Below are 14,744 nucleotides of genomic sequence, written 5' to 3' on the forward strand. Positions count from 1 at the left end.
GGATTTTTTACATATTCCATATAGAGATTCCAATTCATTCTAGTAAGCTGTTTAGCTTGTATGCCAACTGTGTTATAATAATGTTAGCACTCTAACTAAAACGAGAAAGGATCAGGATACCATGTGTCCCCGAAGGACGAATCCCCAAAGGACGATTTGGAAACGTTATGATCTCTCATACACATAGCTTCCTTTGTAGAGCGAAGTCGGACGTCTGAAGACAAGGACGGTCTCTACGAAAGGATGGGAACTATGGTTCGAAGGATGAACTCCTCCAGGTTGCCTCAAGGTAGAGATTGGCCTATGTCTGACCAATCTACTACGACAAGAGGGATCCTGTATGAGGAAAAGACAAAACACATTTATCACCATGTCGGCGATGTTGTTCGGAACGTTTTTAATGGCTTTTACGTATTATCACATTAATTTTCACAATCATTTGACCGAAGGCGGCTTTGTCGGCCTTGCGCTGCTTGGCAAATATGCGCTTGATATTCCGCCAGCATTGAGTATGGTCCTTATGGACATACCGGTACTGCTGATTGCCTTGTTCATCAAGGGTCGGAAATTCATATTCAATACCGTTGTTGCGGCGAGCATGTTTACCTTGTTCTACGCATTGATCGAGCGGTATTCAACGCTGGTTATCGATCTGAATCATAACTTGCTGGCAGCCGCGCTGCTGTCCGGATTATTGACGGGCTTTGGAGCCGGCATCGTGCTCCGCTATGGCGGGGCGACAGGCGGCGACGACGTAATCTCCGTGCTGTTCAGCGAGTGGAGCGGGCTTAAGGTAGGGACGGTGTTTTTCCTGATGGATGCCGTAGTACTGCTATTATCGCTATTTTATATGCCATTGGTTGAAACCTTATATACTATATTAGCCGTATCGATTGCCGGGCAAGTGATCACCATCACAGTGACGTACGGTACCGAGAAAGCGGAAAAGAAACCGGTTCGGAAGGCGGTCCGTGCCCCAAGCACTCCGGTTACTCCGAAAACAGCGCAGCATACCGTTAGCGGCCGTTCATAATGCGGTCCCAATAAGAGAAGCTCACCCGCATGGTAGGGTGAGCTTCTTTCATGTGCTTTATACGCTTTACTTCTCGTCCTTGGGGTGGTTCTCGTCCCACTCCTGTGCCTTGGCGGTGGCGATGGCGATGGCACGTCCCTCGTCGTAGTCCTCCTCCAGCAAGGCATTGGCAATTTCCACGGCTTTATTCCTCACCCGCGGCTCCAGATTTTTCATGGATGGCGGATAATCATTTTTGCTCCAAGGCATGGTACGCTCCCTCCAATTCAACTGTTCATTGCATGTACTGTATATTACCCCGTGCAACCAAATTGAATAAACGGGTTCAACCGCACCCCATAAAAAGTGCATTGCCCCTTCAAGGGCAATGCACTTGGAAACTTGGATTTATTCGAACAGCTGCAAATACTCGCCGTAGCCTTCCTTCTGCATCTCTTCCTTCGGCACAAACCGGAGCGCAGCGGAATTGATGCAGTAACGGAGCCCGTTCGGTCCGGGTCCGTCGTCGAACACATGGCCGAGGTGAGAGTCGCCTTTTTTGCTTCGTACCTCGGTGCGGACCATCATGTGGGTGAGATCCATTTTTTCCTTGATGTTGTATTCGCGAATCGGACGGGTGAAGCTTGGCCATCCGCAGCCGGCGTCGTATTTGTCCGTAGAACTGAAGAGCGGCTCGCCGGACACGATATCGACGTAAATGCCTTCCCCATGATGGTCCCAATACTCATTGTGGAACGGGGGTTCGGTTGCGTTGTTCTGCGTCACTTCATATTGGATCGGCGTCAGGCGCTGCTTAAGCTCGGCGGTATCCACCGGCTCCGACCAGTGCTGTTCAATGAAATCCTCTCGACCGGAGCCTTTGCGATAGCGTTTGTAATGGCCCGGATTTTTCTTGTGGTAATCCTGATGGTATTCCTCGGCCTCATAGAAGGTGCTCGCCGGGATGATCGGCGTCACGATCGGTCCGTCGAAACGTCCGCTGGCAGCCACCGCCTGCTTGGATTGCTCCGCAAGCTCGCGCTGCTCCTCCGTATGGTAAAAAATAGCGGTCCGGTAGGATGTCCCGCGGTCATGGAATTGTCCGCCCTCATCCGTAGGATCGATTTGCTGCCAGAAAAGCTCGAGCAGCTTCTCATATGGGAAAACTTCCGGGTTATAGGTGATTTGAACGGCCTCATAATGGCCTGTGGTATCGGAGCACACCTCTTCATAGGTCGGATTTTCCTTGTGGCCGCCAGTATAACCGGAAACGACCTTCAGAATGCCCGGCAGCTCGTCAAAGGGAGAGACCATACACCAAAAGCAGCCTCCCGCAAAGGTAGCCAATTCGCTTGGGGTTGAACGATTATTCATCTATTATCCCTCCATCGTTTTAACAATATAAAATGTAAGTCTTATTGTTATTATAATCATTTTGGTCAAGGAAACCAAAATATTGCTCCGATTATGTCGTTCTCCCCTTATACCACCGGAAAGCGGCCATGAACAAAGCGGTTAGCAGCATAAGTCCTGCCGCAACAGCCGCGAAGATGACCGGATGATCGGCCAATCCGCTGCCAAGCCAGGCGTACAGGAGGATGGCTGGAATTTTGCCGATGGCGGAAGCGGCGGTGTACGTCCAGAATGGGATCGAGGCGACGCCGGCATATAGATTGACGGCCATTTGCGGTATCACGGGCAGCAGGCGGGCGAGCAGGATCGACTGAAAGGGGCGCCGTTCGACCGCGTTCGTAAACCTGTGTATGGCCGTGTATTTCCCAAGCAGCCGTCTGCCGGACTCCTGATATAAAGACCGCACAGCCGCATACAGGATGACGGCGGCGATCGTCGTTCCGAACCACGATATGGCGGCCGCCCAGACGGTGCCGTATGCATACCCGAGAATAGCGATGACCACTTTGTAGGGGGCAATGGGAAATAAGGCAAGCAGGGCTGCCAGCAGGATCATGAGGAAGAGCGGGGGATCGCTCTCCAGCCACTCCGTGATATCATGCCTGTATGAAAAAGCAAGTGCCAGTACTGCCGCATATAGGATGGGGATGATCCATCTCTTCATGTAGAATCCTCACTTTGCATCGTTGACCTGAATAGCACCATGATAGCAAAAAAACAGGCATGCTGCCCGTCTTTCGAAGACTCTCGCAATCGATACTATGGAAAAATTTGAATATACAAGCGATTTTTCGTATGTTATAATATGTCCAACCGAATAGTTCCCAAAGGGGAGTAGCTTCATAAGAAAACCTCGGTCGTGGCCTTATCAAGGATGAACAACCGCGACTTCAACGGTAGGTTTTCTTGCGATATAGAATTTCATGGGCTCTGCCGATGACTTATAAATTCTATATCGTAAGTAAAGTCGTCATTACGGGACTAACCATCCCCGGCTTTATTGGCAACGATGAGTTGTTTAGCGAGACCTTTGCCTGATTGTTTCATGATGAGGTGGAGGTCTATTTTTGCGCCCAAAAAACGCTGTAGACCCTACCGATGAAGGGAACAGCGTTTTTTTTGGTGGAGGACATCGGTAGGCGAAAGCCTAATCAGAACATGAAGAAAGGGTGGGGAATCATGGATTTGCTATCGATGGAATTTTGGACCGCGCTGCTGTCGATTGTCCTCATTGACCTCGTGCTGGCAGGCGATAATGCTATCGTTATCGGTCTCGCCGCTCGCAATGTCCAGAAAGAGGACCAGAAGAAGGTTATCCTGTGGGGAACCGTCGGTGCGATCATCATACGGATCGTAGCCACGCTGCTCGTTGTCCAGCTCTTGATGATCCCCGGCTTGCGCTTGATCGGCGGTATCGCGCTGCTGTGGATTGCCTACAAGCTGCTGGTCGATGAGAAGCAGCATGAAATTTCCGCGGGCAACCAAATGTGGGCTGCTATCCGTACGATCATCATCGCGGATGCCATGATGGGACTGGATAACGTTCTTGCCGTAGCAGGCGCTGCCGGTGAAAGCTTCATGCTGGTTATTGTCGGACTTGCGATTTCCGTTCCGATCATGGTGTGGGGCAGTACCATTATCCTGAAGCTGACGGATCGCTTCCCGATTATCATCACGATCGGCGCTGCGGTGTTAGCCTGGACCGCATCGAAGATGGTGGTGGAAGAGCCGATGATTCACGGCTGGTTCGCAAATGGCGTCGTGAAGTACGGGTTTGAGGTTATCGTCATTGCCATCGTCATCGGAATCGGAACCTGGATGAAGAAGAAGAATGAGCACAAAGCGAAGAGCAACCCGGTACAGGTAAAGATGGTTGACTAGTTTAAGACTTTGTCTGAACCGGAACCAAGCGGTATAATGTCTTCATGAACGAACAGAGCACATAACGCCCTGTTCGCATGAGGAGGAGTAAATGCATGGAATCTGCGGGAAAGTCCGTAGAAGAACGGATAGCGGAATCGTACCGTCAGGATGAGGATATGATGATCCTCGTGTTTGCCCAGTGGTGTGTGAATCACGGTCTGGATCCGGCTGAGCTGTACCGTAAAGCCTATCCGGATCAGCCGGACAATGAGCGGTTGACGCGCGTGCTTGAATTGACGGTGCCCAAAGAAGAGGCTGGGGAAATACCGGATCAGACCCTGCTTGGCGTCCTGTCGATGTTCGGTAATGAAGACTTGGCTATCGTTGTTGCCGAGGCAGCGGCCACCCTTGGTCCTGACAAGAAGTAACGGAATCATGGAATATCTTACATCCGATTCAAAGAAGAAGCGGGTCGATCAAGGAAAAACCTTGGTCGGCCCGCTTTTTTACAGTGGAGGTATGACCATTAATTGGAGGTTCGGCTGGACATGCGGAATTGCTTAGGCGAAACGCCGAATCGGGAACGGAAAACGCGGTGAAAATAAGTGTAGTTCGCAAAGCCGGAGGTTTCGGCGACATCCTCCAGGGAGAGGGGGCTGAAAACGATCCGTTCCTTTGCCATGCTCAGTCGCACGTCCATGGTGTACTGCATGATGGTGGTGCCGAACGCTTCCTTGAACAGATGGACTGCCCGGGAAACGCTGATGCCGACATGGCCGGCGACATCCTCCAGCTTGAACATGGAGGAGGCATTCTCCTCAATGTAGTTCTTCATGCGGTAGGCGAGATACGTCTTGGGGGTTGTTGACGGCTGCTCCGATAACAGGCGGTCCACCTCTAGGCACAGAATCCGCACGGTATAATCCGAAATCTCGGGATAAGGATCCGATACGCGCCGCTGCTCGAGCAGAATTTGCCGAAACAGGCTCAGGTAACGCTCCTCCAGCGGCACCCTGATTTTGGTCGGGCGTTTCTTGGAATTCCACCACGCGTCCGCCCAAGGCCCTTTGAAAAAAATATGATAATCGCCGCTTTCGATGGTCAATTCACCCAATGCGTTGTATTCGTCATCGATTCGAAGTTCATAAGGCTGTCCGGGCGTGAAGATCAACAGATCCCCTGCCTCGACGAGCGACAGCTTGCCGTCGATTTTGGCGCGGCATTTGCCGTCGGTCTGCCAACGCATCAAATAGGTGTCGAAACCGTCCGCCAGGGACATCTTGAAAGGTTTGCGATGAAATGAGAAATCCGCTGCTACGACTTGGTTGGAAAGATTTGAATCCATTGCTTAAGTCCCCTTTGAAGAATAAGAAAATAATGACCAGATTGTTCATGTTTTAATCATATTCTTCATTTTAAACGAAAGCATAAAAGAATACCATTGTACTAGTCCGAGCACATCTATTGGTTCAAGGAGTGACATCGATGAAAAAAATGAGAGCAGGTATAATTGGCTGCGGAACCATCAGCGGCGTATACTTCACGAACTTGAAAAACAGCCCTTGGGTTGAAATCGTGGCATGTGCCGATCTCATTCCGGACAACGCCCAAGCGAAAGCGGAAGAGTTCAACATCCCGAACGTATACACGGTTGAGGAGATGCTCGCACAGACGGATATTGAGTTTATTATTAATTTGACCATTCCGGCCAGCCACGCCAATGTCGATATCGCCTCCCTGGAAGCAGGCAAGCATGTCTACAGTGAAAAACCGCTGGCCATAACCCTTGACGAAGCCCGCCGCGTCCTGAATATCGCCGATCAGAAGGGGCTTCGCGTCGGCTGCGCACCGGATACGTTCCTAGGCTCCGGCGTACAGACGGCCAAAGCGGCCATTGAATCCGGGCTGATTGGCAGACCTGTTGCCGCAACGGCGTTTATGATGGGGGCAGGACCGGAAGCATGGCATCCCAATCCCGAATTTTTTTACGCGTCGGGCGGAGGTCCGATGATGGACATGGGACCTTATTATGTGTCGGCCCTGGTAGAGCTGCTGGGTCCCGCAAGCCGGATCAGCGCATCCACAGGCATCCAGATCCCGGACCGTTCCGTCGGCTCCGGCCCGCTTCAAGGAAAGCCGATCACGGTTCAGACGCCGACGCATTTGGCAGGGACGCTGGATTTTGAGAACGGTGCCATTGCAACCATGATTACCAGTTTCGATATCTTTGGCGGGTCCAATCTGCCCTGGATCGAAATCTACGGCACGCAGGGCAGCCTGAGTCTCGGCGATCCGAACTACTTCAACGGAGAAGTGAAGCTGCGCAAGCACGGCTCCGAGGAATGGGAATTGCTTGAGCCCGCCTTCGAATGCGGGAAGAACGAGCGGGGTCTGGGCATCCATGATATGATCCAATCGATTCATGAGCAGAAGGACCACCGCGTAAGCGGGCGCCTGGCTTATCACGTGCTGGAGATCATGCAGTCCTTTCAGCAGTCTTCGCTGGAGGGCAGGCATATCGTTCTGCAAAGCACGTACCGTTATGGCAAACTTCCGGCACCTCAGCAGGCCGAATCGGCTGAATAGGGAACTGGAAGCCTGGTCCATATTCTTGTAAACTGGTTATGAAGAACAGGCAAACCAGCTTCTGACGGATCTGGCAGAATGATGGGCTCTAGCCCGGCGATCCGCATGAAAGCGTTGCACTAATATTGGGACAGCTCCAATAAGATCAACAGTATGGGGAGGAAATGGACATGTCGAACACGTTGAAAATCGGAATTATCGGCTGCGGGGGAATCGCCAACGGCAAACATATGCCGAGCTTGAAGAAGCAGGCGCAGGCCGAATTGGTCGCTTTTTGCGACATCGTGGAAGAGCGTGCGCAGAAGGCAGCAGCCGAATACGGGGTTGAAGGCGCAAAAGTGTACACGGATTTCAGGGAATTGCTGAAAGACGGCAGCATTGACGTCATCCATGTATGTACGCCGAACGATTCGCACTCCGAAATCACGGTAGCATCCCTGGAAGCCGGCAAGCACGTGATGTGCGAGAAGCCGATGGCAAAAACGGTTTCCGAAGCACAGGCCATGCTGGACGCCGCAAAGCGCACAGGCAAAAAACTGACCATCGGTTATAACAACCGTTTCCGGGACGACAGCATGTATTTGAAGGGGATCTGCGAGGAAGGCGAGCTGGGCGAGATCTACTACGGTAAAGCCCTGGCCATCCGCCGCCGTGCCGTTCCGACCTGGGGCGTATTCCTTGACGAGGAGAAGCAAGGCGGAGGTCCGTTGATCGATATCGGAACCCATGCGCTGGATTTGACCTTGTGGCTGATGGACAATTACAAGCCGAAAAGCGTGCTGGGATCCACGTTCCATAAGCTGGGTCAGCGCGAGAATGCGGCGAATGCGTTCGGTCCGTGGGATCCGAAGGAATTCACGGTAGAGGATTCGGCATTCGGATTTATTACCATGGAGAACGGCGCTACGATCGTTCTGGAATCCAGCTGGGCGCTTAACGTCCTGGAGATCGGCGAAGCGAAAGCCGTTCTGGCGGGAACCGAAGGCGGAGCCGACATGAAAGACGGCTTGCGCATCAACGGCGAGAAAATGAGCAGACTGTATGAAACCAAAGTGGATCTGAACGCCGGCGGCGTAGCGTTCTATTCGGGCTCCAAGGAAAACGACTCGGACCGTGAAGCAAGAATGTGGCTTGAAGCGATCATAGAGGATAAGGATCCGGTCGTTAAGCCGGAGCAGGCGTTTGTGGTGACGCAAATCCTGGAAGCGATCTATGAATCGGCGAAGACGGGTAAAGCGGTTTATTTCGACAACTAAATCTTGCAATCAATGATGACTAAGCTAAACCAGGAGGTTATACAATGAAATTAGGCGTATTTATGGTATTGCTGAGTGGACGTAAACTGGAGGATGCTTTGGACTACGTGGCATCCAAGGGCCTTAAAGCAGTTGAAATCGGAACAGGCGGTTATCCCGGAAATGCACATTGCAACCCGGTCGAGCTGCTTGAGAATGAAACCGCGCTGAAAAACTTCAAAAACGCGGTGGAATCCCGCGGGCTGATCATTAGCGCACTGAGCTGCCACGGCAATCCGCTTCATCCGCAAAAGGCAATCGCAAAAGAATTCCATGACACATACGTAAAAACGGTGGAGCTTGCCGAGAAGCTTGAAGTACCTGTTGTCAACACATTCTCCGGCTGCCCAGGCGACCACGAGGATGCCAAATACCCGAACTGGCCGGTAGCGCCTTGGCCTAACGACTACCAAGAGATCCTGACTTGGCAGTGGGATAACAAGGTCATTCCTTATTGGACCGAGTGGGGTAAATTTGCGGCAGACCGCAATGTCAAAATCGGTTTGGAACTGCACGGCGGCTTCTCCGTTCACACGCCGGGCACGCTGCTCCGTTTGCGCGAAGCCGCAGGCGAAGTGATCGGTGCCAACCTGGATCCGAGCCACATGTGGTGGCAAGGGATTGACCCTGTTCAAGCGATTCAAATTTTGGGCCGCGAAGGAGCGATCCACCACTTCCATGCGAAGGATACTAGCATTGATCCGATTAACGTGAACAAACACGGTCTCACGGATATGCAGTCGTATGCGAACATGCTGGATCGCGCTTGGCAGTTCCGCAGCGTAGGTTACGGACACGATGTGAAGGAATGGGCGGATATGATGAGTGCTCTTCGCCTGGTTGGATATGACTATGTCGTGAGCATTGAACATGAAGACGGACTGATGTCCGTTGAAGAAGGCTTCTCCAAAGCGGTGCAAAACCTTCAGCAAGTGCTGATCGAAGAGCCGCTCGGAGAAATGTGGTGGGTCTAACAGCGTAGAGAATAACGAATAAGCAATTAGGGGGAACAGCAACATGCTTAACGTAACCATATGGAATGAATTCGTGCACGAGAAAATCCATGATGAGGTTCGGAGCGTTTATCCGACGGGCATTCACACAGCTTTGGCGGAGGGTCTGCAAAATCCGGATTTCATCATTAGAACGGCAACGCTCGACCAGCCGGAGCATGGATTGACGGACGATGTACTGGATTCAACCGATGTGCTGTTGTGGTGGGGGCATATGGCTCATGACCAGGTTAGTGACGAAATCGTAAGCAAGGTCGTAAAACGCGTGCAGGATGGTATGGGACTGATCGTTCTCCATTCCGGACATTTTTCCAAACCGTTCAAAGCTTTGATGGGCACGAGCTGCGATTTGAAGTGGCGCGAAGCAGGAGAACAGGAAATTATTTGGAGCGTGAATCCGACGCATCCGATTGCTGCGGGAATTACGGGACCGATCATCATCGAGCACGAGGAAATGTACGGGGAGTTCTTTGACATTCCGGCCCCTGATGAGCTGGTATTCGTCAGCAATTTCGAGGGCGGGGAAGTGTTCCGCAGCGGATGCACATTCAAACGCGGGCATGGGAACATTTTTTACTTCCGTCCGGGGCATGAGACCTATCCAACCTACTACAACCCCGAAGTGCTGAAAGTGATCTCCAATGCGATTAACTGGGCTCATTCTACGGCAGGCAAGCAAACGTTCGGCAACAGTCAGCCGGTTCGCGCGCTTCCCGTTTTAGTCTAAGCTATAAACAGCGCGTTATCCTAAGCATCAGCGAACGAGCCGTTCAAGGTACAGTCCTTGTTCGGCTCGTTTTTTTGGTATGTTGGGGCTGCTTTTTCGAAATGTTTTTGCTCAGCTGGGGATAGAATATACGTGAATATGGGGTATTGTATGATATAGGAGAGGGGGGCTGTACACATGAACGAAGTACAAAGCGCACCTGTAGATCCCGCAACCATCGCCATATGCCGGGCGAGGCTCGTCCATCAACCCGTTGAGGGCTTCCTGCTCGGAAGGGGAGTCCGCTTTGCGAAAATTATGTTCATCGGGGAAGCGCCCGGGGCTCATGAAGTTTTGGAAGGCAAACCTTTTGTAGGGCAGGCCGGACAAGAGATGAACGCGTACCTGGAACGTCTGAAACTGACGAGGGACCAGGTATATATTACCAGTTCCATGCGAAGCAGGCCCTACAAGGATAAAGTGCTCGTGAGGCCTTCGGGCGAGAATGTCATCAGCCGATCGAATCGCACGCCGACCAAGGCGGAAATTTTGGCGCATGCGCCTTTGCTTGATGAAGAGATCCGATGGGTGCGCCCGGACATCCTGGCACCAATGGGAAATACCGCGCTGCACCGGTTAATCGGAAGCCATGAAACGGTGACGTCGCTGCACGGCAAGCTGATGGAGGGACCGGTTCAGCAAGCGGCAGATCCGGAAAATCCCGGAGCAGGCTATGTGTTTTCACCGGAGACCTATAAGATATTCCCTCTGTTCCATCCAGCGGCGGTGCTGTATAATAGGAAATTATCCACTTTGATTGAGGACGATTTGGATATTTTGGCTCGGATATTAGGGGGATAAGCGCTGATTTTCTGGGAAAAAGGGGCTAGGAGGTTTTCAGCTTCTCGAAAATATGCTAAAATGAAACATACTTACAATTCGTAAGTTTTCTAGATTTCTGGGTAAGCTTATGAGTTTCTATAAACAAGGTGACTTCGTAAAGAGGTGAAGGGATATGGAAGTTACAAATGTTACGATGTGTCCCCGTTTCGAATCGGCCTTTTCTTTTCTGGGCAAACGGTGGAACGGCTTGATTATTCAAACGCTGATGAGCGGACCTAAGCGCTTTAAGGATATTTCGAATTTGATTCCGTCCATGAGCGATAAAATGCTCTCCGAGCGGATGAAGGATTTGGAATGCGAAGGCATACTGATTCGTCATGTCTATCCGGAAACTCCGGTACGTATTGAATATGAACTGACTGAAAAAGGCAAAGCACTGCGTCCGGTGATGGAGCAAATTTCATCCTGGGCAGAACAATGGGTCGACAGATGAGTCATCTTAAGACTCCCGTTGACGATTAAACCCTGGCATGAGATATCCTCATTTCAGGGTTTTTTTTCTAACCAGAATGGCTGATTTTTCGTTTCGTCCTGCAAAAATATCCGGACATGCACCAAGCTGACGCACCTTCTATATGATGTAATAATCCAGGCGGCATATCAAGGAGGCGAGCCCATGATCAAGCGAACGAATATCTCCCGGTTCCATTATGGACAAGAGGACATCTCAGAGCTTGAAAACGCTTCATTACAAGTGCTTCATATATTTGAGAAAACCAAGCGGGTGCTGAGCCAGTATGTACCGGAATCACTGTGGTCGGCCGTGTGTGGAACAAGCCCAGACGCTGTAGCATCCGTTAGCCAAGACGGCACCGCTCGGGTCGACATGTTCCAGAAATGGGTCAAGGCTCCCGGCGGATGGAAGTTCATTGGTTATGAAACCGAAACATTGAATTCGTCTTCCGAGCAGAATAAGGGACGGATGGGAAGATTCCTGCATATGATCATCTGGTCGCTCTACGAGAAAATCGTGATGCTGCATCCCTTCCTTGGCAGCGAAGCGTTCTTCGACGGGGAGGAGCTGGACGTGATCGCCCATTATTTTGTGCCTACGTATATTAGTGCCGTGCCTTTGGTGCAGCAAGGAAAAGCCTATAAGACCATTCAGGCCGGCATCGTACTGTACCAGGAGCATATCGAGGCGCCTGCCGTCATCATGCAGTCGGAAGGAGGCCTTTTGGAGGGGAACTGGATGACCGGGGTGAACCTGGATGCGGGGGGATTTGCCGGAATTCGTCCCTATTTAAAAGTGCCCGGCGGCGAACGAGCCTATATGGAAGCCGAAATCATATAGCAGGCCGTCTTTTTAGGATAACCTTGTTCCAATCGGACAGGGTTATTTGGTATTTTTATTTAAATTTTAAAGATCAATGTGAAATAAATCACAAAAATATATGCCTTTACACGATATAATTTACTTGTAAGCAGTGAAATACACGAGCACCAGATCACGTGTTGGGGAGGAATCAAACGATGTCCAATATAAAGAGAGAAAAGTTGGTTGTCATTGGCAACGGTATCGCAGGCATAAGCACGGTCGAGCAAATCATTAAATTGGGTGGGAAATTTGACATCACCGTCATTGGACAGGAGCCTCACCCGAACTACAATCGCATTATGCTGTCCTATGTGCTGGAAGGCAGTAAAACCTTGGACGACATCGTATTGAATGACTGGAAATGGTACGAGGACAATCAGATCACCCTGCATACGGGTGTGACCGTCACCGCCATCGACGGGGAGCGCAAGGTTGTAACGGCCGATAACGGATTGACGGTTCCTTATGACAAAGTGATTATAGCTACAGGTTCGAAGCCTTTTATATTGCCTGTACCGGGCAGTGACAAAGAGGGAGTTATCGGATTTCGAAACATCGCCGACTGCACGCAGATGCTTCAAGCCGCCAAGGCATACAAGAAAGCGGCCGTCATCGGAGGAGGGCTGCTGGGTCTGGAAGCTGCGAAGGGATTGGTCAGCCTGGGCATGGAGGTGACGGTGGTTCATCTCATGCAGGATTTGATGGAGAGCCAGCTGGATTCCATGGCATCGGGGATGCTGCAAAGGGAGCTGGAGCGGCAGGGGATCCGGTTCTTATTAGGCAAACAAACCACGGAAATCATGGGCGATGAGAGAGTCACGGGGCTGCGGTTCAAAGATGGAGATGAGCTTGAAGCGGAACTCGTGGTCATGGCCGTGGGTATCAGAGCGAACGTTGAAGCCGCCCACGCGAGCGGTATCGAAGTGAACCGGGGAATCGTAGTCAACGATTATCTTCAGACCTCCTGGCCGGATGTGTATGCGGTTGGCGAATGCTGCGAGCATCGGGGGGCATGCTACGGCCTGGTTGCGCCGTTGTTCGAGCAGGGACAGGTTCTTGCCAAGCATCTCTGCGGCTTGGACGGCCAGCCTTACGAGGGCAGCATCGTATCGACGAAACTGAAAATCAGCGGCGTTGATGTATTCTCCGCAGGAGAGTTCATGGAGCAGGCTGAGCACTCGGTGATCGTGGCGAAGGACGATTGGCGCAAGACTTATAAGAAAATCCTGCTGCGCGACAATATCATCGTCGGCGCGATATTGTTCGGAGATGTCAGCGATTCGGCCAGCCTTCAATCCATGATACGAAAAAAGACGGCCATGACCGAGGAGATCTATCATTCGATCATGGGCACCGAATGTGCAGGGAAAGGAAACGGCAAGGCCTTCTCGCTGGATAAGATGCCCGACGATGAAATCGTCTGCGGCTGCAACGGCGTAACCAAAAAGGCCATTGTGGATGCCGTGACGCTTCAAGGCCTCACGACGGTGGACGAAATCAAAGCTTGCACGGGAGCGACCCGTTCTTGCGGAGGCTGCAAGCCAGTCGTGGAGCAAATCCTTCAGAGCGTACTGGGCGATGGCTTTAAGACGGCAGGCAAACAAGGCATATGTCCTTGCACCACGCTCGACCGGGACGAAATCGTCGCCGAAATCAGCGCCAAGGGGCTGACCACGACGAAGGAAGTCATGCATGTGCTGAACTTCAGCAACCCTGAGGGCTGCTCCAAATGCCGTCCCGCCATCCATTATTATCTGGCCATGCTGAATCCGGTGACCCATCAGGAGGAGAGGGAGTCCCGCTTCGTCAACGAACGGATGAACGCCAACATTCAGAAAGACGGCACTTACACGGTAGTGCCAAGAATGTACGGCGGCGTTACCACGCCGGAGGATTTGAAGAAAATTGCGGACGTATCGCTTAAGTACAATGTTAAGGTCGTTAAGGTAACCGGCGGACAGCGACTGGATCTGATCGGCGTGAAGAAGGAAGATCTGCCAAGCGTATGGGAAGAGCTGGATATGCCGTCCGGTTATGCTTATGCCAAATCGCTGCGGACCGTCAAGACCTGCGTAGGCTCCCAATTCTGCCGCTTCGGCACGCAGGATTCGATGGGCATGGGTGCATTCCTCGAGGAGAAATTCGAGCGGCTGGACTTTCCGGCGAAGTTTAAAATGGCGGTCAACGGATGCCCGCGAAATTGTGCCGAATCGTGCACGAAGGACATCGGGATCGTCGGCAATGACGGCGGATGGGAGATATTCGTCGGAGGCAACGGCGGAACGAAGGCACGCCTGGCCGATTCGTTCTGTAAAGTGAAAACGGACGAGGAACTGATCGAGATCTGCGGCGCCTTAATGCAGTACTACCGTGAAACCGGCAAGTACCTCGAGAGAACGTCGGAATGGGTAGAGCGTCTGGGACTGGAACAAATCCGTGCGGCAGTCCTTGATGATGCTAAACAGCGTAAGGAGCTGGTGGAAAGAATAGAGCTGGCCCTGCAGCAAGTCGAAGATCCGTGGAAGAAAGTGCTGAACGACGATAAGCTGCGCAATACGCTGTTCCAGGACGCAAGACCGGTCGGCAGCAAGTAATCGAGGGGGAGAACGATTCCCCCCTTGGCTGCCGGATTATA

General features: G+C 51.8%; 15 protein-coding genes. 11 read left to right on the forward strand and 4 right to left on the reverse strand.

From position 1 onward, the window contains the following. Nucleotides 1-340 precede the first annotated feature (340 nt). Complete coding sequence (locus tag M1D70_RS10520; RefSeq protein ID WP_009592920.1) at nucleotides 341-1,033, forward strand: YitT family protein; 693 nt, start codon at nucleotides 341-343, stop codon at nucleotides 1,031-1,033. Between the two features lie 66 nt (nucleotides 1,034-1,099). On the opposite strand, the gene M1D70_RS10525 is transcribed toward M1D70_RS10520, so the two are convergent. The 3 genes from M1D70_RS10525 to M1D70_RS10535 form a co-directional block, all read right to left on the reverse strand. Beyond that, on the reverse strand, nucleotides 1,100-1,282 hold the full coding sequence (locus tag M1D70_RS10525) for a DUF2188 domain-containing protein (RefSeq protein ID WP_009592922.1): 183 nt from the start codon (nucleotides 1,280-1,282) through the stop codon (nucleotides 1,100-1,102). Between the two features lie 138 nt (nucleotides 1,283-1,420). Beyond that, nucleotides 1,421-2,386, reverse strand: coding sequence for a peptide-methionine (S)-S-oxide reductase MsrA (gene msrA / locus M1D70_RS10530; protein ID WP_456289833.1), 966 nt, complete (start codon nucleotides 2,384-2,386; stop codon nucleotides 1,421-1,423). A gap of 91 nt (nucleotides 2,387-2,477) precedes the next feature. Beyond that, entirely contained in the window at nucleotides 2,478-3,089 is a 612-nt protein-coding gene (locus M1D70_RS10535) for a TVP38/TMEM64 family protein (RefSeq protein ID WP_456289834.1), read from the reverse strand. Nucleotides 3,090-3,604: 515 nt separating this feature from the next. Here M1D70_RS10535 and M1D70_RS10540 point away from each other — a divergent pair. Beyond that, nucleotides 3,605-4,306, forward strand: a complete 702-nt coding sequence (locus M1D70_RS10540; protein WP_015734420.1) for a TerC family protein — start codon at nucleotides 3,605-3,607, stop codon at nucleotides 4,304-4,306. Nucleotides 4,307-4,401: 95 nt separating this feature from the next. Next, nucleotides 4,402-4,716: a hypothetical protein gene (locus tag M1D70_RS10545; protein ID WP_009592829.1), complete on the forward strand. Its 315-nt coding sequence runs from the start codon at nucleotides 4,402-4,404 to the stop codon at nucleotides 4,714-4,716. 98 nt (nucleotides 4,717-4,814) lie between these two features. Here M1D70_RS10545 and M1D70_RS10550 read toward each other — a convergent pair whose 3' ends face one another. Next, complete coding sequence (locus tag M1D70_RS10550) at nucleotides 4,815-5,633, reverse strand: AraC family transcriptional regulator (RefSeq protein WP_009592826.1); 819 nt, start codon at nucleotides 5,631-5,633, stop codon at nucleotides 4,815-4,817. Nucleotides 5,634-5,773: 140 nt separating this feature from the next. Here M1D70_RS10550 and M1D70_RS10555 point away from each other — a divergent pair, with 140 nt between their 5' ends. The 8 genes from M1D70_RS10555 to nirB all read left to right on the forward strand — a co-directional run bounded on the left by M1D70_RS10555 (nucleotide 5,774) and on the right by nirB (nucleotide 14,703). Next, on the forward strand, nucleotides 5,774-6,874 hold the full coding sequence (locus M1D70_RS10555) for a Gfo/Idh/MocA family protein (RefSeq protein WP_456289835.1): 1,101 nt from the start codon (nucleotides 5,774-5,776) through the stop codon (nucleotides 6,872-6,874). A 170-nt stretch (nucleotides 6,875-7,044) separates the two neighbouring features. After that, nucleotides 7,045-8,130: a Gfo/Idh/MocA family protein gene (locus M1D70_RS10560; protein WP_015734422.1), complete on the forward strand. Its 1,086-nt coding sequence runs from the start codon at nucleotides 7,045-7,047 to the stop codon at nucleotides 8,128-8,130. A 44-nt stretch (nucleotides 8,131-8,174) separates the two neighbouring features. Beyond that, complete coding sequence (locus M1D70_RS10565; protein WP_009592834.1) at nucleotides 8,175-9,143, forward strand: sugar phosphate isomerase/epimerase family protein; 969 nt, start codon at nucleotides 8,175-8,177, stop codon at nucleotides 9,141-9,143. A gap of 43 nt (nucleotides 9,144-9,186) precedes the next feature. Further along, nucleotides 9,187-9,909, forward strand: a complete 723-nt coding sequence (locus M1D70_RS10570) for a ThuA domain-containing protein (RefSeq protein ID WP_009592827.1) — start codon at nucleotides 9,187-9,189, stop codon at nucleotides 9,907-9,909. A gap of 177 nt (nucleotides 9,910-10,086) precedes the next feature. Next, nucleotides 10,087-10,749, forward strand: coding sequence for a uracil-DNA glycosylase (locus M1D70_RS10575; protein ID WP_015734424.1), 663 nt, complete (start codon nucleotides 10,087-10,089; stop codon nucleotides 10,747-10,749). Nucleotides 10,750-10,903: 154 nt separating this feature from the next. Further along, nucleotides 10,904-11,224 carry a winged helix-turn-helix transcriptional regulator gene (locus M1D70_RS10580; RefSeq protein ID WP_009592832.1) on the forward strand — a complete coding sequence of 107 codons (321 nt, stop codon included), beginning with the start codon at nucleotides 10,904-10,906 and terminating at the stop codon, nucleotides 11,222-11,224. Nucleotides 11,225-11,407: 183 nt separating this feature from the next. Continuing rightward, nucleotides 11,408-12,085, forward strand: coding sequence for a hypothetical protein (locus tag M1D70_RS10585; protein WP_009592828.1), 678 nt, complete (start codon nucleotides 11,408-11,410; stop codon nucleotides 12,083-12,085). Between the two features lie 179 nt (nucleotides 12,086-12,264). Next, nucleotides 12,265-14,703 (forward strand): nitrite reductase large subunit NirB, encoded by a 2,439-nt coding sequence (gene nirB / locus M1D70_RS10590; RefSeq protein ID WP_456289836.1) that lies wholly within the window; start codon nucleotides 12,265-12,267, stop codon nucleotides 14,701-14,703. Nucleotides 14,704-14,744 lie beyond the last annotated feature (41 nt).

It is taken from the genome of Paenibacillus sp. AK002, assembly GCF_053903045.1.

What these genes read in the sequence shown, in the direction of transcription:
- M1D70_RS10580 (WP_009592832.1), top strand. Translation starts at nt 10,904, where the DNA reads ATGGAAGTTACAAATGTTACGATGTGTCCCCGTTTCGAATCGGCCTTT.
- M1D70_RS10520 (WP_009592920.1), top strand. Translation starts at nt 341, where the DNA reads ATGAGGAAAAGACAAAACACATTTATCACCATGTCGGCGATGTTGTTC.
- M1D70_RS10560 (WP_015734422.1), top strand. Translation starts at nt 7,045, where the DNA reads ATGTCGAACACGTTGAAAATCGGAATTATCGGCTGCGGGGGAATCGCC.
- M1D70_RS10540 (WP_015734420.1), top strand. Translation starts at nt 3,605, where the DNA reads ATGGATTTGCTATCGATGGAATTTTGGACCGCGCTGCTGTCGATTGTC.
- M1D70_RS10550 (WP_009592826.1), bottom strand. Translation starts at nt 5,633, where the DNA reads ATGGATTCAAATCTTTCCAACCAAGTCGTAGCAGCGGATTTCTCATTT.
- M1D70_RS10575 (WP_015734424.1), top strand. Translation starts at nt 10,087, where the DNA reads ATGAACGAAGTACAAAGCGCACCTGTAGATCCCGCAACCATCGCCATA.
- nirB (WP_456289836.1), top strand. Translation starts at nt 12,265, where the DNA reads ATGTCCAATATAAAGAGAGAAAAGTTGGTTGTCATTGGCAACGGTATC.
- M1D70_RS10525 (WP_009592922.1), bottom strand. Translation starts at nt 1,282, where the DNA reads ATGCCTTGGAGCAAAAATGATTATCCGCCATCCATGAAAAATCTGGAG.
- M1D70_RS10545 (WP_009592829.1), top strand. Translation starts at nt 4,402, where the DNA reads ATGGAATCTGCGGGAAAGTCCGTAGAAGAACGGATAGCGGAATCGTAC.
- M1D70_RS10585 (WP_009592828.1), top strand. Translation starts at nt 11,408, where the DNA reads ATGATCAAGCGAACGAATATCTCCCGGTTCCATTATGGACAAGAGGAC.
- M1D70_RS10535 (WP_456289834.1), bottom strand. Translation starts at nt 3,089, where the DNA reads ATGAAGAGATGGATCATCCCCATCCTATATGCGGCAGTACTGGCACTT.
- M1D70_RS10565 (WP_009592834.1), top strand. Translation starts at nt 8,175, where the DNA reads ATGAAATTAGGCGTATTTATGGTATTGCTGAGTGGACGTAAACTGGAG.
- M1D70_RS10570 (WP_009592827.1), top strand. Translation starts at nt 9,187, where the DNA reads ATGCTTAACGTAACCATATGGAATGAATTCGTGCACGAGAAAATCCAT.
- msrA (WP_456289833.1), bottom strand. Translation starts at nt 2,386, where the DNA reads ATGAATAATCGTTCAACCCCAAGCGAATTGGCTACCTTTGCGGGAGGC.
- M1D70_RS10555 (WP_456289835.1), top strand. Translation starts at nt 5,774, where the DNA reads ATGAAAAAAATGAGAGCAGGTATAATTGGCTGCGGAACCATCAGCGGC.